The organism is Pseudomonas sp. D4-21 (assembly GCF_051132125.1).
GTDB lineage: Bacteria > Pseudomonadota > Gammaproteobacteria > Pseudomonadales > Pseudomonadaceae > Aquipseudomonas.
In genome coordinates this window covers 4,799,835-4,817,195 of the sequence record NZ_CP071664.1, presented here as the reverse complement: position 1 = coordinate 4,817,195, position 17,361 = coordinate 4,799,835, and the positions used below count along the sequence as shown (strand labels likewise).

17 protein-coding genes and 1 pseudogene are annotated in these 17,361 nt (G+C 60.5%); 12 read left to right on the top strand and 6 right to left on the bottom strand.

Going from position 1 to position 17,361, the window contains the following annotated elements:
- Window positions 1-46 precede the first annotated feature (46 nt).
- Window positions 47-487 carry a DUF4879 domain-containing protein gene (locus tag J3Q04_RS21700; protein ID WP_420767287.1) on the top strand — a complete coding sequence of 147 codons (441 nt, stop codon included), beginning with the start codon at window positions 47-49 and terminating at the stop codon, window positions 485-487.
- 78 nt (window positions 488-565) lie between these two features.
- A complete protein-coding gene (locus J3Q04_RS21695; RefSeq protein WP_420767286.1) occupies window positions 566-1,132 on the top strand; it encodes a DJ-1 family glyoxalase III in 567 nt (188 codons plus the stop codon).
- 5 nt (window positions 1,133-1,137) lie between these two features.
- On the opposite strand, the gene J3Q04_RS21690 is transcribed toward J3Q04_RS21695, so the two are convergent.
- Both J3Q04_RS21690 and J3Q04_RS21685 read right to left on the bottom strand, forming a co-directional pair.
- Entirely contained in the window at window positions 1,138-1,425 is a 288-nt protein-coding gene (locus J3Q04_RS21690) for a HigA family addiction module antitoxin (protein ID WP_434609459.1), read from the bottom strand.
- 14 nt (window positions 1,426-1,439) lie between these two features.
- Window positions 1,440-1,716: pseudogene (locus J3Q04_RS21685) on the bottom strand (type II toxin-antitoxin system RelE/ParE family toxin).
- Between the two features lie 181 nt (window positions 1,717-1,897).
- On the opposite strand from J3Q04_RS21685, the gene J3Q04_RS21680 reads away from it, so the two are divergent.
- The 3 genes from J3Q04_RS21680 to J3Q04_RS21670 are packed head-to-tail and all read left to right on the top strand — an operon-like array spanning window position 1,898 to window position 5,609.
- A complete protein-coding gene (locus tag J3Q04_RS21680) occupies window positions 1,898-2,422 on the top strand; it encodes a (2Fe-2S)-binding protein (protein ID WP_434562202.1) in 525 nt (174 codons plus the stop codon).
- Window positions 2,419-3,411 (top strand): FAD binding domain-containing protein, encoded by a 993-nt coding sequence (locus tag J3Q04_RS21675; protein ID WP_434609462.1) that lies wholly within the window; start codon window positions 2,419-2,421, stop codon window positions 3,409-3,411. The genes J3Q04_RS21680 and J3Q04_RS21675 overlap by 4 nt, the downstream gene beginning before the upstream one ends.
- A complete protein-coding gene (locus J3Q04_RS21670; RefSeq protein ID WP_434609464.1) occupies window positions 3,408-5,609 on the top strand; it encodes a xanthine dehydrogenase family protein molybdopterin-binding subunit in 2,202 nt (733 codons plus the stop codon). The genes J3Q04_RS21675 and J3Q04_RS21670 overlap by 4 nt, the downstream gene beginning before the upstream one ends.
- Here the strand turns inward: J3Q04_RS21670 and J3Q04_RS21665 are convergent.
- The gene (locus J3Q04_RS21665; protein WP_434609466.1) at window positions 5,606-6,844 is read right to left on the bottom strand and encodes an MFS transporter; all 1,239 of its coding nucleotides are present in this window, start codon (window positions 6,842-6,844) and stop codon (window positions 5,606-5,608) included. The genes J3Q04_RS21670 and J3Q04_RS21665 overlap by 4 nt on opposite strands.
- A 488-nt stretch (window positions 6,845-7,332) precedes the next feature.
- Here J3Q04_RS21665 and J3Q04_RS21660 point away from each other — a divergent pair, with 488 nt between their 5' ends.
- From J3Q04_RS21660 to J3Q04_RS21650, 3 genes are read left to right on the top strand one after another with little or no spacing between them, the layout of a single operon-like run.
- Window positions 7,333-8,772, top strand: a complete 1,440-nt coding sequence (locus J3Q04_RS21660; protein ID WP_420767279.1) for a cytochrome ubiquinol oxidase subunit I — start codon at window positions 7,333-7,335, stop codon at window positions 8,770-8,772.
- Between the two features lie 3 nt (window positions 8,773-8,775).
- Window positions 8,776-9,783: a cytochrome d ubiquinol oxidase subunit II gene (gene cydB, locus J3Q04_RS21655; RefSeq protein WP_434562210.1), complete on the top strand. Its 1,008-nt coding sequence runs from the start codon at window positions 8,776-8,778 to the stop codon at window positions 9,781-9,783.
- A 21-nt stretch (window positions 9,784-9,804) separates the two neighbouring features.
- Complete coding sequence (locus tag J3Q04_RS21650) at window positions 9,805-9,969, top strand: DUF2474 domain-containing protein (RefSeq protein WP_434609469.1); 165 nt, start codon at window positions 9,805-9,807, stop codon at window positions 9,967-9,969.
- A 5-nt stretch (window positions 9,970-9,974) separates the two neighbouring features.
- On the opposite strand, the gene J3Q04_RS21645 is transcribed toward J3Q04_RS21650, so the two are convergent.
- Window positions 9,975-11,099, bottom strand: coding sequence for a methyltransferase (locus J3Q04_RS21645; protein WP_434609471.1), 1,125 nt, complete (start codon window positions 11,097-11,099; stop codon window positions 9,975-9,977).
- Window positions 11,100-11,272: 173 nt separating this feature from the next.
- Entirely contained in the window at window positions 11,273-11,986 is a 714-nt protein-coding gene (locus J3Q04_RS21640) for an autoinducer binding domain-containing protein (RefSeq protein ID WP_434562214.1), read from the bottom strand.
- A 282-nt stretch (window positions 11,987-12,268) separates the two neighbouring features.
- Here J3Q04_RS21640 and J3Q04_RS21635 point away from each other — a divergent pair, with 282 nt between their 5' ends.
- A complete protein-coding gene (locus tag J3Q04_RS21635) occupies window positions 12,269-13,045 on the top strand; it encodes a ferredoxin--NADP reductase (protein ID WP_420767275.1) in 777 nt (258 codons plus the stop codon).
- A gap of 42 nt (window positions 13,046-13,087) precedes the next feature.
- Here J3Q04_RS21635 and mscL read toward each other — a convergent pair whose 3' ends face one another.
- Window positions 13,088-13,501, bottom strand: coding sequence for a large-conductance mechanosensitive channel protein MscL (gene mscL, locus J3Q04_RS21630; protein WP_420767274.1), 414 nt, complete (start codon window positions 13,499-13,501; stop codon window positions 13,088-13,090).
- Window positions 13,502-13,784: 283 nt separating this feature from the next.
- Between mscL and katB the strand changes: the two genes are divergently transcribed.
- The 3 genes from katB to radA all read left to right on the top strand — a co-directional run bounded on the left by katB (window position 13,785) and on the right by radA (window position 17,345).
- A complete protein-coding gene (gene katB, locus J3Q04_RS21625; protein ID WP_434609474.1) occupies window positions 13,785-15,326 on the top strand; it encodes a catalase KatB in 1,542 nt (513 codons plus the stop codon).
- A 62-nt stretch (window positions 15,327-15,388) separates the two neighbouring features.
- Entirely contained in the window at window positions 15,389-15,937 is a 549-nt protein-coding gene (locus tag J3Q04_RS21620; RefSeq protein WP_434611512.1) for an ankyrin repeat domain-containing protein, read from the top strand.
- Window positions 15,938-15,977: 40 nt separating this feature from the next.
- On the top strand, window positions 15,978-17,345 hold the full coding sequence (radA, locus tag J3Q04_RS21615) for a DNA repair protein RadA (protein WP_030140305.1): 1,368 nt from the start codon (window positions 15,978-15,980) through the stop codon (window positions 17,343-17,345).
- The last annotated feature ends 16 nt before the right edge of the window (window positions 17,346-17,361 follow it).

Here is a 17,361-nt window from a genome sequence, read left to right as displayed (position 1 = left end):
AGTTGGGCCATACTGCGCCCGATTTCGGACGGTCGGGATGTATCGCATGAAAAACATTGCATGGGCCTGGGTGTTCGGCCTGGGGCTGGCCGTGCCGGTCGCGCACGCCGCGTCGGCACCACCGCTGAGCGAGGTCAAGGTGCTCAAGGTCGAGTCGCCGGCCTGTGGTTTCGAAGACGTTTCCGCAGGACAGGCGCAAACCCGTTGCGACCACAGTGGCCCGCATATCAAGGTCTACGTGCTGGAGCTCGGCATAGGCCACCAGCCAAATGTCACGCTGGACGGCTTCGAGGTCGACGGCACCCGTTCACCGGTGTGTGCATACGACAATGGCAATCTCAATGATTGTTCGACCGGAGCCCGGCGAACGGTCGGCTACTTGTATATCTTCGATCTGAAGGGCAAGCAGGAAGGCACCTTCAGCTTCAGCAACGTGTCGATCAACGCACCGGGCAACCGAATGTCGACCCAGTTGTACATCAAATGACATGCCGTGGACGACCTTCGGCTGACAGGGCCCGGCAAAGCTGACTAGTCTTGAAGGATCACCCAGCGGAGAGTGCCCATGATGCCTGGAACCAAGATCCCCCGAGTCCTGATCGCCGTGGCTGAAGGCGTTGATGATTTGCAGGTGGTGACGCTGATCGACGTGTTGCGCCGGGCGCAGCTTGAAGTCGTCGTGGCGAGTATCGAAGGCCGTCGCATGCTCACCTGCGCACGCGGAACGCGCCTGACCGCCGACGGCATGCTGGTGGACGTGCTGGTGCAGGATTTCGATTTGATCGTCTTGCCGGGCGGCATCATCGGCGTGCAACACCTGGCGGCCCACCCGCCTTTGCAACAGTTGATCAAGGACCAGGCGGCCGCCGGGCGCATCTTCGCCGCCATCGCCGAAGCCCCGGCGTTGGTGCTCCAGGCGTTCGGCGTGCTGCGCCAGCGCCGGATGACCTGCCTGCCCGCCGTGAGCCAGCAACTGTCCGGGTGCAGCTTCGTCGACCAGCCGGTGGTGGTGGACGGCAATTGCATCACCGCCCAGGGTTCCGCCGCCGCCTTGGTGTTTGCCCTTGCGCTGGTGGAAGCATTAGCCGGTAAAGGGGTGAGAAGCGTGGTGGCGGCGGAGTTGTTGGCGTGACAGCGTCAAATGTGATGGGCAAGGGGTTCGATCATTGGTTGTTCGCGCCGCTCGGCTTGCCATAGGTCATAGTCGGTCTGGACGCCCAGCCAGACGCCTGCCTTGCCAATGCCTGCGCGTTCCAGGCGTACTGCCAGGTCTGGGCTGACCGGTGCATGGCCGTGCAGTACCCGAGAAAGGTGCGGTCGAGCGAAACCGAGGTGTCTCGCCAGTTCGGTCACCGTGATGCCCAGCTCGGGCAATACGTCCACCAGCAATGTTTCGCCAGGATGTGGCGGATTGTGCATGGGCATGTTCCAGCCTCCTGTCAGTGATAGTCGAGGTAATCGACCAGTTCGATGTCGGACTCGATGAAGCGGAAGACAATTCGCCAGTTCCCCGAAACGCTCAGCGACCAATAATCGACCAGATCACCCTTGAGCGAATGCAATCGCCACCCGGGTATGTCCAGGTCGCTTGGCATGCATGCCCTGTCCATGAACTGAAGCATGCGAGCCAGCCGCTTCCCGTGGTCTGCCGAATTCCCGCGTCGAACCCGTTTCATAAAAGACCCTGAGGCCTTTGTGCTGGAAGGATTTCATCATGGAATAGAGTGTAAGGCGATACATTACAGTCTGTGCGATACATATGTACCGCACAGGCGCGCTGGACTCGTGCATTGGGGGCGGGCAATTGTCTTGGAACGCTCATCCCACCCCGAAGTCGTACCCCTTATGACGGCGGTTTTCCAAAACGCCGCGTGTACGACCAACCGTGAGGTGTTCCATGAGCGCGACCTTGTCCGAAGCGACGCAGGCGTCCTTCGTCCGTCATCCCATACGTCTGACACTCAATGGCGCGGTGCGCGAGTTGCAGGTGCTGCCCTGGACTACGTTGCTCGATTTGCTGCGCGAACAATTGGACCTGGTGGGCAGCAAAAAGGGCTGTGACCACGGCCAATGCGGCGCCTGCACGGTGCTGCGCGACGGCAAGCGGATCAACGCCTGCCTGACCCTCGCGGTGATGTGCGACGGTGCCGAGTTGACCACCGTCGAGGGCCTGGCCAATGGCGACGAGTTGCATCCGATGCAACGGGCATTCATCAAGCATGACGCGTTCCAGTGCGGCTATTGCACTCCCGGGCAGATCTGTTCGGCAGTGGCGCTGGCCCACGAGGGGCGGGCGAGCACTGGCGCCGAAATCAGCGAGCTGATGAGCGGCAACCTCTGCCGATGCGGTGCCTACAACAACATTCGCGATGCCATCGAAGAAGCCCTGCCGCTCTGCCAGCAGACCGGAGGTGAGTCGTGAATCCCTTTCGCTACAGCAAGCCCGACACGCTGCAGGCCGCCGTCGAGCTGTCGAGTGCCGATTCGCGTTTCATCGCTGGCGGCACCAACCTGCTCGACCTGATGAAGGAAAACCTCACCCGCCCCCAGCACCTGATCGATATCACCGGGCTGCCCTTGGCCGACCTCAGCGAAACGCCATCGGGCGGGGTGATGATTGGCGCGTTGGTGAGTAACGCCGATTTGGCCTGGCACCCCTGGATCGAGCGCCGTTATCCATTGCTCTCCCAGGCCATTCTTGCCGGTGCTTCGCCACAGCTGCGCAACATGGCCAGCACGGGTGGCAACCTGTTGCAGCGTACCCGTTGTTACTATTTTTATGACGCCGGTGTGCCGTGCAACAAACGTCGGCCCGGCAGTGGCTGCCCGGCTCGAAGCGGTTTGAACCGTATTCACGCGATTCTTGGGGCGAGCGATCAATGCGTCGCGACTCATCCCTCCGACATGTGTGTGGCACTGGCCGCGCTTGACGCGGTGGTCCATGTGCTGGGCCGGGGTGGACCACGGACCATCGAATTCGCCGACTTCCATCGCCTGCCCGGCGACGCTCCGGACCGGGACAACCAATTGGCCGATGATGAACTGATCACCTATATCGAGCTGCCGCCCACAGGCTTCGCCGAACACAGCCAGTACTTGAAGATCCGTGACCGCGCGTCCTATGCCTTCGCTCTGGTCTCGGTCGCCGCCGCGCTGGAGCTGGACGGGCCGGTGATTCGCCAGGCTCGCCTGGCCCTGGGTGGCGTGGCCCACAAGCCTTGGCGTGATCGATCCGTGGAGAGTTGGTTGGTGGGGCAGCCGGTCAGCCGCGAGACGTTCACGGCCGCCGCGGATGCGCTGCTGCAAGACGCCGAGCCGCTAGAGCACAACGGTTTCAAGGTCAAGTTGGCGCGCCGGGCGATTGTCCGCGCTTTGAGCGATGCCGCACTGGTGGGAGGAACCGCCCGATGAATGCACCGAGCAAAACCATAGGCCAACCGCTGGACCGGGTTGATGGCCTCCTCAAGGTGACCGGTCGGGCCCGTTACGCCGGGGAATATCCGGAAGACGGCTTGTTGCACGGCAGTGTCGTATCCAGTGCCATCGCCCGGGGGCGGGTGGTGGGTATCGATGCTTCCCGCGCCCTGGCGCTGCCGGGTGTCGTTGCTGTGATCGATCATACCAATCGGCCTAAAATCGCCAGCTACGACGAACCCTATCAGGATGCCGACGCGGCGGAGGGCTCGCCGTTCCGGCCACTGTTCAACGACCAGATCCTCTATAGCGGCCAGCCGCTGGCCCTGGTGGTCGCCGAAAACCTGGAGCTGGCCCGTTATGCCGGCTCGCTGGTGGAGATTGAATACGAGGCTGAGGGGCATCAGACCGATCTGACAATCCTGCAAAACGAAGCCCATCCAGCACCTGCAGAACTGCCCAAGCCCCGTGGGAATTTTCAGGGCGAGTACGCGAGCGCAGCCCTGAGTGTGGACGTGTCCTACAGCACGCCGATAGAACACCACAACCCGATGGAGCCCCATGCCTCCACCGTGTTGTACCAACCCGACGCAAGCCTGCATATCCACGACAAGACCCAAGGCGCGCAGAACTGCCAGGCGTACGTGCAAAAAGTATTCGGGCTGGAAAAGGAGCAAGTGCGGGTATTTGCCGCCTACGTGGGCGGCGCGTTTGGTTCCGGCCTGCGTCCGCAATACCAATTGGCGCTCGCGGTGATGGCCGCGCTGCATCTCAAGCGCTCCGTACGGGTCAGCCTGACGCGCCAGCAGATGTTTACGTTTGGCTATCGGCCTCGGACATTCCAGCGCTTGCAATTGGGTGCTGCGGCCAACGGAAGATTGCTCGCGGTAGCGCATACCGCCATTGGCCAGACCTCGCGTTTCGAAGATTTTACCGAGCACGTGGTGGAGTGGAGCGGCATGCTCTATCACTGCGATAACGTGACACTGACGTACAAACTGGCGCCGTTGGACGTGTACACACCGCTGGACATGCGCGCCCCGGGCGCGGCCCTCGGGTTGATCGGGCTGGAGTGTGCCATGGACGAGCTGGCCTGCGCCCTGGCGATCGACCCGCTGCAGTTGCGTCTGATCAACTATGCCGAACGCAACGAAAACGAAGGCAAGCCCTATTCCAGCAAGGAGCTGCGGGCCTGTTACGCCCAGGGCGCCGACCGTTTCGGTTGGAGCAAGCGCAACCCCGAACCGCGCAGCATGCGCAGCGGCCGACAACTGGTGGGCTGGGGCATGGCGGGCGGCGTGTGGGAAGCCATGCAGCAAAAAGCCAGTGCCCGCGCCTCGCTGGACGCCAACGGCAAGTTGACCGTCAGCAGCGCAACGACGGACATCGGCACCGGCACCTATACCGTCATGACTCAAATTGCCGCCGAGGCGTCAGGCGTTTCCCTTGAGGACGTCACCTTTGTCCTGGGCGACTCGTCGCTGCCAACGGCACCATTGCAGGGTGGTTCGTTTACCGTCTCGTCGGTGGGCACGGCGGTGCAGAAAGCTTGCGAAGCGCTCAGGGAAAAGCTGCTCGCCGTGGCCCGTCAGTCCTGTCCTGCCTTCAGCGGCGCGACCCTTGAGCAGGTAACCTTCATCGACGGTGAACTGCGCATGGGCGAGGCCCGTGTCGCCCTGGCGGAGCTGGCGCAAAAAAGCGGCGAAATGCCGTTGCACGCGGAGGTCGCCACCGGACCGGATGAAAAACGCCAGGCCTATGCGACCGCCACGCATTCGGCGGTTTTTGTTGAGGTGTTGGTGGATGAAGACCTTGGCACGGTGAAGGTCAACCGAGTGGTCAGCGCCATCGCGGCGGGCCGGGTAGTCAATCCGAAGACTGCCCGCAGCCAGATCCTCGGTGGGGTGGTCTGGGGCGTTGGCATGGCACTGCACGAAGAAACCTTGACCGACCATGCCCTTGGCCGCCACATGAACCACAATCTGGCCGAGTACCATGTGCCGGTGAATGCCGACATTGGCGAGATAGACGTGATATTTGTCGAAGAACATGACGAGATCGTCAACGCCCTCGGGTCCAAGGGCGTCGGCGAAATCGGCATTGTCGGCGTGGCCGCGGCGGTGGCGAATGCGATCTACCATGCCACGGGCAAACGGGTGCGGGATTTCCCCATCACCCTGGATAAGTTGCTCTAGGCTTTCGCCTCGTCCACCGGTTCGTGCATCCGGTCACGGTTGGCCAGGGTCGGGAACAGTTTGATCCAGGCCCCGGTCACCAGCAGCGTGCCGACGCCGCCCATGACCACCGCCGGCACCGTGCCGAACCAGTGGGCGGTGAGCCCGGACTCGAATTCGCCCAACTGGTTCGAGGCGCCGATAAACAACCCATTCACAGCGCTCACCCGACCGCGCATCTCGTCGGGCGTTTCCAACTGCACGAAGGAGGCGCGGATGACCATGCTGATCATGTCCGCCGCGCCCAGCACCACCAATACCGCCAGGGAGAACCAGAACGACGTGGAAAGGCCGAACGCAATGGTGGCGACGCCGAACACGCCCACGGCGGTAAACATCACCCGGCCGACCTTGCGCTCCACGGCAAACCGCGCCAGCCACAGCGACATCAGCAAGGCCCCGACCGCCGGCGCCGAACGCAACAGGCCCAGGCCCCAGGGGCCGGTGAGCAGGATGTCCTTGGCGAATACCGGCAACAGCGCGGTGGCGCCGCCCAACAGCACCGCAAACAAGTCCAGAGAGATCGCCCCTAGGATGTCCGGGCGGCTGCGAATGAAGCGAATACCGGCCAACAGCGAGTCGAGGGTCGCCTTGCCTTTATTCAGCGGTGTCTGCCGGGCGGGCAGGTTGAGCATCAGGCAGCAGGCGATGACATAGAGCAACACGGTTGGCCCATAGACCCAGACGCTGCCAAAGGCGTACAGCAAACCGCCCAGGGCCGGGGCGACGATGGTGGCCGATTGTTGTGCTGATTGCGCGGCGGCCACTGCCCGGGGAAACAACGCGGCAGGGACAATGCTCGGCAACAGCGCCTGGGTGGTCGGCATTTCGAAGGAGCGGGCCGCGCCGAGCAGGAACGCGAGAATGAAGATCATCTCTCGCGTAACGTTGTCGCTGGCGCTGCCAATCGCCAGGGTGAGGGCGATCATGGCTTGCAACGATTGGCAGATGGCCGCGACTTTACGTCGATCGTATCGATCCGCCACGTGCCCGGTGTGCAGCATGAACAGCACCCGTGGGGCGAACTCCACGAGGCCGACGAGCCCCAGGTCCAGGACATTGCCGGTCAGTTGATAGAGGTTCCAGCCGATGGCCACCGTCAGCATCTGGAAACCGCTGGCGGTGAATATCCGAGCCAGCCAGAAAGCAATGAAGGGACGATGGTGACGGAGCAGAAGGGGCGCTTGGCTGGGCATCTGTGACGGGGTCCGGTGATGGGAAGGTCGAGATTATCACTGAGCTGTAACAGGAAGTTGCGGTGGTTGGAAAAATAGTTAGCCAAACATCGATATTGGCTTGAGGGAACATTTGTGGCGAGGGGATTTAGCGAAACGTCGCACCGCCCCGCTGGGGCGCTAAGCGGCCCCAAGCTTTTGCGAGTGCTGTGCAATCGAGCGGGGATGAATCCCCTCGCCACAAGAGTTTTTACTTATGTCCTGAGCACCTGGGACAACCTGTCACGCGACAAAAAACCACGCCGTCCATCGGCCATATAGCGACTACTCTTTGAACATTGCTTGACCCAGGTCAATCCCCTTGGGGCGTTGTGCTGGCGGCCATTGGGCCAAAGTCCTGCGTTGTGACGGTTTAAAAAGAACGATTTTAAAAGCATCGCACTCCATATCCCTGGGGGCTGTGATGCAAGCCCCGCCCGCAGCCGGTTTTACCTGACAGAGGAAGACTTATGTTCGGTTTGGAGGCGCTCGATCTCGCCCGAATCCAGTTCGCGTTCACCATCTCGTTCCACATCCTGTTCCCGGCCATCACCATTGGCCTGGCGAGTTACCTGGCGGTACTCGAAGGCCTGTGGCTGAAGACACACGACGATACCTACCGCGACCTGTATCACTTCTGGTCGAAGATTTTCGCCGTGAACTTCGGCATGGGGGTGGTCTCCGGGCTGGTGATGGCTTATCAGTTCGGCACCAACTGGAGCCGTTTTTCGGATTTCGCTGGCGCTGTAACCGGGCCGCTCCTGACTTATGAAGTGCTCACGGCATTCTTCCTCGAAGCGGGCTTCCTCGGCGTAATGCTGTTCGGCTGGAATCGCGTGGGGCGTGGCTTGCACTTCTTTTCCACGGTCATGGTGGCGATCGGTACGCTGATCTCGACCTTCTGGATCCTGTCGTCCAACAGTTGGATGCAAACCCCGCAAGGCTACGAAATCATCGATGGCCGGGTCATTCCGGTGGACTGGCTGGCCGTGGTGTTCAACCCCTCGTTTCCGTTCCGGCTGATGCACATGTCGGTCGCGGCCTTTGTCGCCACCGCGTTTTTCGTCGGCTCGTCGGCGGCCTGGCACCTGCTGCGCGGTCGCGATAACCCGGCCATTCGCCGCATGTTGTCGATGGCGATGTGGATGGCCCTGCTGGTCGCGCCTGTACAGGCGGTAATCGGTGACTTCCACGGTCTCAATACGCTGAAGCACCAGCCGGCAAAAATTGCCGCCATCGAAGGGCACTGGGAAAACGTCGGCGACGAACCCACGCCGCTGATTCTGTTCGGCTGGCCGGACATGAAGGCCGAGCAAACCAAGTTCGCTGTGGAAATCCCGTACCTGGGCAGCTTGATCCTGACCCACTCGCTGACCGATCAGGTGCCGGCGCTGAAGGATTTCCCGCCTGAGGATCGACCGAATTCGACCATCGTGTTCTGGTCGTTCCGGGTCATGGTGGGCCTGGGGTTGCTGATGATATTCACTGGGCTGTGCAGCCTCTGGCTACGCCGCGGCAACCGGCTTTACCAATCCCGCCCGTTCCTGCATCTGGTGCTGTGGATGGGGCCTTCCGGGCTGATCGCGATCCTGGCCGGCTGGTTCACCACGGAAATCGGTCGCCAGCCGTGGGTAGTCTACGGCTTGATGCGCACGGCGGATGCGTCGTCCGGCCACAGCTTTGCGCAGATGAGCTTCACCCTGGTCATGTTCGTGGTGGTGTATTTCGCGCTGTTCGGCGCGGGGTTGAGCTACATGATGCGTCTGGTGCGCAAGGGCCCGGTGGCCCAGGAAGCCGAGCCGACCGACGGTGGCCCCGGTCAGAAACGCACCCCGGCCCGTCCATTGTCGGCCGCCAACGAAGGCGACGACGAAGTGGACCACAACGACAGCTCGAACAAGGGGAATTGAGTCATGGGTATTGATCTTCCGCTGATCTGGGCCGTGGTCATCATCTTCGGCATCATGATGTACGTGATCATGGACGGCTTCGACCTGGGCATCGGCATTCTCTTCCCCTTCGTCAAGGGCGAGCGCGACCGCGACGTGATGATGAACACCGTCGCGCCGGTCTGGGACGGTAACGAGACCTGGCTGGTGCTGGGCGGGGCAGGGCTGTTCGGGGCCTTCCCGCTGGCCTATTCGGTGGTGCTCTCGGCGTTGTACCTGCCGCTGATCCTGATGCTCATCGGGCTCATCTTCCGGGGCGTGGCGTTCGAGTTCCGCTTCAAGGCCAAGGCCGAGAAGCGGCATCTTTGGGACAAGGCATTTATCGGTGGCTCGCTGACGGCGACGTTCTTCCAGGGGGTCGCCCTGGGGGCGTTCATCGACGGCTTCGAAGTGGTCAATCGCCAGTTCGCCGGCGGTTCCCTGGACTGGCTCACGCCGTTCACCATGTTTTGCGGCCTGGCGCTGATCGCCGCCTATGCCTTGCTCGGCTGTACCTGGCTGATCATGAAGACCGAAGGCAAGCTGCAAGAACAGATGCATGACCTGGCCAGGCCGTTGGCCTTCGTGGTGCTGGCGGTGATCGGCATCGTCAGCATCTGGACCCCACTGGCCCATGCCGATATCGCCGCGCGCTGGTTCACCTTGCCGAACCTGTTCTGGTTCCTGCCGGTGCCGATCCTGGTGTTGGTGACCATGTACGGGTTGTTCCGCGCCGTGGCCCGCAACGCCAACTACACGCCTTTCATCCTGACGCTGGTGCTGATTTTCCTGGGTTACAGCGGCCTTGGCATCAGCCTGTGGCCGAACATCGTGCCGCCGTCCATTTCGATCTGGGACGCCGCGTCGCCGCCACAGAGCCAGGGCTTCATGCTGGTCGGCACGTTGTTCATCATTCCGTTGATCCTGGTGTACACCTTCTGGAGCTACTACGTGTTCCGCGGCAAGGTGACCCATGACGATGGCTACCATTGACCGACCTGCGAGGTGCCGAAGATGGCCAAGCCTGACTTGAAAGACATCGAGGCCGCGGAAAAAAAGCCGCTATGGCAGCGGATCGGTTGGCTGGCGGCGATTTGGGCCGGTAGCGTGCTGGCATTGTTCATCGTAGCCAGCTTGATGCGGATGTTCATGAACGCCGCGGGTTTGACGACTCACTGACGGAGTTATTTGCGGGCTTTGAGGATCACGAACTTCGGCGTGGCGGCCACCTGCTCGACACCGCGGAACAGCCGCGCCAGCTTGCTGTGATAGCCCAGGTGGCGGTTGCCGACGATGTACAGCGCGCCGCCGACCACCAACGCTTCACGGGCCTGCTGAAACATGCGCCAGGCAAGGAAATCGCCCACCACTTGCTGCTGATGGAAGGGCGGGTTGCACAGCACCACATCCAGGGACTGCGCTTCTTGCCCGGCCAAGCCATCGCCCGCCCGCACGATCACTTCGCGCTCGCCCAGGGCGGCTCGCCAGTTTTCGGCGGCTGATTGCACGGCCATGTACGACTCGTCCACCAGGGTGTAGTGAGCGTCCGGGTTAGCCAGGGCGCTGGCAATGGCCAGCACGCCGTTGCCGCAACCCAGGTCCGCAACACGCGCCGAGCCCAGGTTCTTGGGCAGGTGCGGCAGGAAGGCGCGGGTGCCGATGTCCAGCCCTTCACGGCAGAATACATTGGCATGATTGAGCAATTCGATGTTCGGCTCATCCAGCGCATACCGAGTGGGGTAAGGGGAAGCGGCCGGTGTCCTCGGTTGCGGCGTGGCAATCAACAGACGGGCTTTCTTGACAGCGAGCGAGGCCTGCACCGGGCCGACGTAGCGCTCCATCAGGTCGCCTGCGGCTCGGGGCAGGTGCTTGACCATCGCGGCAGCGATCACCTGGGCCCCTGGTGCCAGTTGCCCTTGCAGCCGGATCAGTTGCTCCTCCAGCAGCGCCAGGGTCTTGGGCACCTTGACCAGGACACAATCGAAAGGCCCCGTCAGCGCTTCGCTGGCCGGCACGATGGGCACCGTATCGAACGGCAAGCCGTTGCGCACCAGATTCTTTTCCAATGCCTGCAGCGCCAGGAACGAGTCACCGCTGCTGGTGACCTTGACCTTGCCTGCGAGGCTGGCCGCCAGGGCGCCGAAGCCATCATTGAGTACCAGCACCCGGGTTTCCGCGCCCGGTTGGTGTTCGGCCAGGTGCGCAAGCAGATATTCATCGGCAGCGTCGAACGCTTGCAGGGGTTCGTTCGGCTGTTCGGGCTGGCGGATCAGGTCGAGTTGGGCGAAGGGAGTATCGAGCAAGGGCATGGCTGGGACTCTGGCAAATCAACGGGTGTCCCGCTGCCTTGGGCAGGTCTGTCAGCGGGACCTCCTGAATGAACTGCGTCGCGGACTAGGCGCGTCATCATTCAAGTGGGGCCGTAAATGGTACGTTTTTTTGCCAGGCATTACCCGTGGGTTTTTGCGGACTGAGTGGTTACCTAGATCACATGGATGTGCGCAGCTTTCGCCACCGCCGAGATTTTATTGGTCACGTTCAACTTCCGCATGCAGCTGCAGACGTGGAAATTCACGGTACGTTCGGACAGGCACAGGATGCGCCCGACCTCCGACGCCGTCTTTCCTTCGGCGGACCACCTCAGCACTTCGATCTCCCGGGGGGAGAGGTGGTAGGTTTGCGGGGGCACCATATTGTCGACCAGCTTCTTGCCCGCCAGAGCATGCAATTTCTGGCTGGCGAAGATGGCATAGCCAAGGTTCCCATAGTGCTCGTCGGCATCGATCGGACAATGCGTCCTGGCGAGGCTGAATAAACTGTAATGGGAGCCGTGCTCATCATGTATGGCTTGTGTCCAGCCGTGCCTGAGACCCTGTCGGTTAAGTTCCCGCCATAACTTGGGTGCTTCGGAAAATGCACTCTCACTCCACAGGATCGGTAATGCGGACTGGTTGCAATGCGCCACTATCGGGTCATTGTTGACGTAACCATTTTGTTCATAAAGCCGGTCCCATCCATAAGGGTAATTATTAATATTGATCTTGCTGGCATACCGATCGGGAACGCCCGAGTATGCGGCAAAGGCACAGTATTCAAATCCTTGAAAATTAAAGAAATCCAGTACCAGACGATAGGCCCTTTGCAAGTCCTTTTCACATGACAGTTTTCGCAGTTGCAAGTCCTTCCACTCGTCCATTGCATTTCTCCTTTGGAACTTTCAACGAGGTGGATCCAATCGGTGACGCGAAAATGAGTGTAGGACTTTTCCTTGCTCGGTAGTTAGATTTTTTTCTTTTGTCTGGCGTCGTCGCTATTGACGAAGGCACTTTACTAACAGTGTTTCTGATACATGTTTTTTACTTTGTAGAGCTTTATCCGCCGATGTACAAGGTGGGTGGCTTAACGCTATCAATCTTCGGCGGTGGTTAATATCCTCACTTTGCGGGACACTGCAGGCCTTGTTCGATTGGAGTGCCCCATGACCGACAATGCAGAAAAGTTTACCCGCCAGAGACTGGTCGACGTACAAACGTTGACGCCTCACTTGTTTACGCTACGCACCACCAGGGATCGCGGTTTCCGCTTCCGGGCTGGTCAGTTCGCCCGGCTCGGTGTCGTCAAGGCGGATGGGAGCACCGTCTGGCGCGCTTATTCCATGGTGTCATCGCCGTTCGACGAGTTTCTCGAGTTCTTTTCGATCGTCGTCCCGGGCGGTGAATTCACCAGCGAGCTGAGCCGTCTGAAACCAGGGGATAATCTGCTGGTCGAGCGCCAGGCCTTTGGCTATTTGACGCTGGACCGTTTTGTCGACGGTCGTGATCTATGGCTGTTGTCCACGGGAACGGGTGTCGCCCCGTTTCTTTCGATCCTGCAGGATTTCGAGGTCTGGGAAAAATTCGAACGGATCATCCTCGTCTACAGTGCGCGGGAGGCCAGGGAACTGGCGTACCAAGACCTTATCGAGGGGTTGTTCCAGCGAGACTACCTGGCCGAATACGCGCATAAGTTCCGGTTTATATCGACCGTCACCCGTGAGCAGGTTCCAGAGGCCCTTAACGGGCGAATCACTACGTTGATAGAAAACGGTGAGCTGGAACGGGTCGCCGGTGTCCCGCTGACGCCTGAGCATTCCCGGGTCATGCTGTGCGGCAATCCCCAGATGATTGACGACACGCGCAAGCTGCTCAAGGCCAGGGGCCTGCAACTGAGCCTCACCCGCCGGCCCGGCCAGGTAGCGGTGGAAAACTATTGGTAGAAAAATGGCGTCCCGGGGACGCCATTTCTAGGCGCGGGAATATCAGGGCCGTTCGTTCTGGGCCTTGAGCAAGTCGCGGATCTCACTCAGCAATAGCTCTTCCTTGGTCGGCACAGGGGGGGCGCTCGGCGCGACGGCTTCTTCGCGCTTGAGCCGGTTGATGGCCTTGACGCCCATGAAGATCGCGAACGCGACGATGATAAAGTCCACTGTGCTCTGGATGAATTTGCCATAGGCCAGCACAACTGCCGGCGTATCGCCTTGGGCGGCCTTGAGGGTGATGGCCAGGTCGCTGAAGTCCACCCCGCCGATCAGAAGGCCGATCGGAGGCATGACCACGTCACCCACGAACGACGAAACGATCTTGCCGAAAGCCGCACCGATGATGATCCCGACGGCCATGTCGACGACATTGCCTTTGACCGCGAAGGCCTTGAACTCGCTTAGCACGCCCATGAATGATTCCTTGTGACAGATGAGTTGATAGCCGCAGTGTAAGCCAGTCATCGGTGTCTCGCTCGACATGATTGCTTACAAAGCGTGCCTGTAATCGACCCGGCCCCCCGCGAAAAGTTTACAAAGTGCCACCAATCGCGCGCGATACGCGCTTCAGGGCTGAGTCCCTATATTGTTTTTTCTATCAGCGCGGTATGGCATTTCTATTTAGGTTTTCATTTTCCGAGCACTAGCCTCTGAAAGGCGCACATGGATGCGCTTTATAAAATCAGAGGAAACTTCAATGAACACTTCCCTAGGCCTCGGCGCTATGTCCGGTCGCCGTTCCCTTGTTGTGCTGACCGCCAGCCTGTTTTCCCTGTCCATCCATGCCGCCACGCTGACTCGCGATAATGGTGCAGCGGTAGGCGACAACCAGAACTCGCAAACGGCGGGGCCCAATGGCCCAACCTTGCTGCAGGATGTTCAACTGATCCAGAAGCTTCAGCGGTTCGACCGCGAACGTATCCCCGAGCGCGTCGTCCATGCCCGTGGCACCGGTGCCCATGGCGAATTTACCGTGTCCAATGATTTGAGCGACCTGACCAAGGCCAAGGTTTTCGCGGCGGGCCAGGTCACGCCAGTGTTCGTACGTTTTTCCGCCGTGGTGCATGGCAATCATTCGCCCGAAACACTGCGCGACCCGCGTGGCTTTGCCACCAAGTTCTATACGGCGGAGGGTAACTGGGATCTGGTGGGTAATAACTTTCCGACATTTTTCATCCGTGACGCTATTAAGTTCCCTGACATGGTCCACGCGTTCAAACCCGATCCGCGAACCAACCTGGATGATGACTCCCGTCGTTTCGACTTCTTTTCCCATGTTCCAGAAGCGACTCGCACCCTGACCGAGTTGTATTCAAACTCCGGGACACCAGCCAGTTACCGCGAGATGGACGGTAACGGTGTACATGCTTACAAACTGATCAACGCAAAGGGCGAGATCAGTTACGTAAAGTTTCATTGGAAAAGTTTGCAGGGCCTCAAAAATCTCGACCCGAAAGAAGTGGTGAAGGTACAAGGACAGGATTACAGCCATATGACCAACGATTTGGTCAGCCATATCAATAAGGGGGACTTTCCAAAGTGGGACTTGTTCATCCAGGTGCTCAAGCCTCAGGACCTGGCCAAGTTTGACTTCGATCCATTGGACGCGACCAAGATATGGCCGGATGTTCCGGAGCGAAAAGTTGGGCAAATGGTGTTGAACCGTAATCCGGCGAATGTTTTCCAGGAAACCGAACAAGTGGCAATGGCGCCGGCGAACCTGGTGCCGGGTATCGAGCCTTCGGAAGACCGGTTGTTGCAGGGGCGGGTGTTTTCCTACGCCGATACGCAAATGTACCGGATTGGGCCGAACGCGCTGCAGTTGCCAATCAGTGCCCCCAAGGTCGCTGTCAACAACGGCAACCAGGATGGCGCGATGAATTTTGGCAAGACCAGCACCGGTGTGAATTACCAGCCGAGCCGCTTGATGCCCCGTGAAGAACAACAAGCGGCGCGCTATAGCCAGGCCGAGCTGACCGGTAGCACCCAACAGGCGAAAATTCAGCGCGAGCAGAACTTCAAGCAGGCGGGCGACCTGTACCGCTCGTTCAACCAAAAGGAGCGCAGTGACTTGATCGAGAGTTTTGGTGGGTCTTTGGCGACTACCGATGACGAGAGCAAGCACATCATCCTGTCGTTCCTCTACAAGGCCGATCCTGAATACGGGACGGGAGTGGCCCGTGTCGCCAAGGGCGACCTGGCGCGAGTCAAGGCGCTGGCCGAGAAGCTGAGCGACTGATCCGCTTATGGGAGCCGAGTGGGTTCGGCTCCCATAATTCGCAGTCGCATGGAGAGGTCATGATGCGTAAGTTCCTTTCATTGATATTAATCACATGGTCATGGGCTGTGCTGGCCGATCAGGCTCCGACCGCCGACGCGGATGAGGTGCGGGCACAGTTGCAAGATTATTATTTCGATGCCGCCCGCCGGGGCGATGTGCCGATGCTCGATACCTTCATCGAGGCCGGCTATTCGCTCGACACGCGGGATGAGAAGGGCTACACCGCGCTGATCCTGGCGGCGTATCACGGTCATGGCCCGGCGGTCGAGCGTCTGTTGGTCGCCGGGGCGGATGCCTGTGCCCAGGACAAACGTGGCAACACCGCGTTGATGGGGGCGATTTTCAAGGGCGAAGTGCAGATCGCGCGTCGTTTATTGTCCACCGATTGCAGCCCAGATCAGCGCAACGGTGCCGGGCAGACCGCCGCGATGTATGCCGGTCTGTTCAAGCGTGGCGAGTTGCTCGATGCCCTGAAGGCCAAGGGGGCCGACCTGGAGGCCAGGGATCCGTTGGGCAACACCCCGGCAGATCTGGCAAAGGGTGAAATCAAAATGCCGGCCCCGCGGTAAAGCCCGGCTGTTATCATCGCGGTTTTTACCCGGAGTTCAGATGGCCAAGGCAAAGCGCATGTACGGCTGCACCGAGTGCGGCTCGACCTTTCCCAAATGGGCCGGCCAATGCAGCGAATGCGGGGCCTGGAACACTCTGACCGAAACCATGGTGGAAAGCGGCGGCGCGGCGGCGCCCACCGGGCGTACGGGCTGGGCCGGCCAGCAGGCGCAGATCAAGACGCTGGCCGAGGTCAGCGTTGAGGAAATTCCGCGTTTCTCCACGGCGTCCGGTGAGCTGGACCGCGTGCTGGGCGGTGGTCTGGTGGACGGTTCGGTGGTGTTGATCGGCGGCGATCCGGGCATCGGCAAGTCCACCATCCTGTTGCAGACGTTGTGCAATCTCGCCACGCGCATGCCGGCGCTGTATGTCACTGGCGAAGAATCCCAGCAGCAGGTGGCCATGCGCGCCCGGCGCCTGGGGTTGCCCCAGGATCAGTTGCGAGTCATGACCGAGACTTGCATCGAAACGATCATCGCCACGGCGCGCCTGGAAAAACCCAAGGTCATGGTGATCGACTCGATCCAGACGATTTTTACCGAACAACTGCAATCGGCCCCGGGCGGCGTGTCCCAGGTGCGAGAGAGCGCTGCGTTGCTGGTGCGTTACGCCAAGCAGAGCGGCACGGCGATTTTCCTGGTAGGCCACGTCACCAAGGAAGGCGCGTTGGCCGGGCCACGGGTGCTGGAGCACATGGTCGATACCGTGCTGTATTTCGAAGGCGAATCCGATGGTCGCCTGCGATTGCTGCGGGCGGTGAAGAATCGCTTCGGCGCCGTCAACGAACTGGGTGTATTTGGCATGACCGACAGGGGCTTGAAGGAAGTATCCAACCCCTCGGCGATCTTTCTGACACGCGCCCAGGAAGAAGTTCCAGGCAGCGTTGTCATGGCTACGTGGGAAGGCACCCGACCGATGCTGGTGGAAGTGCAGGCGTTGGTGGATGACAGTCACCTGGCGAACCCGCGCCGTGTCACGTTGGGGCTGGATCAGAACCGATTGGCGATGTTGCTGGCTGTCCTGCACCGGCACGGCGGGATTCCTACGCACGACCAAGACGTGTTTCTCAACGTGGTGGGCGGAGTCAAGGTGCTGGAGACCGCATCCGACCTGGCACTGATGGCAGCGGTCATGTCCAGCCTGCGAAACCGGCCGCTGCCCCACGATTTGTTGGTGTTTGGGGAAGTGGGGTTGTCGGGAGAAGTGCGACCGGTGCCCAGTGGGCAGGAGCGGCTGAAAGAAGCGGCCAAGCATGGCTTCAAGCGCGCCATCGTGCCCAAGGGCAATGCGCCGAAGGAGGCGCCGGCGGGGTTGCAGATCATCGCGGTGACACGTCTGGAGCAGGCGTTGGATGCGTTGTTCGAATAGCACCGAGGCGGGTGCG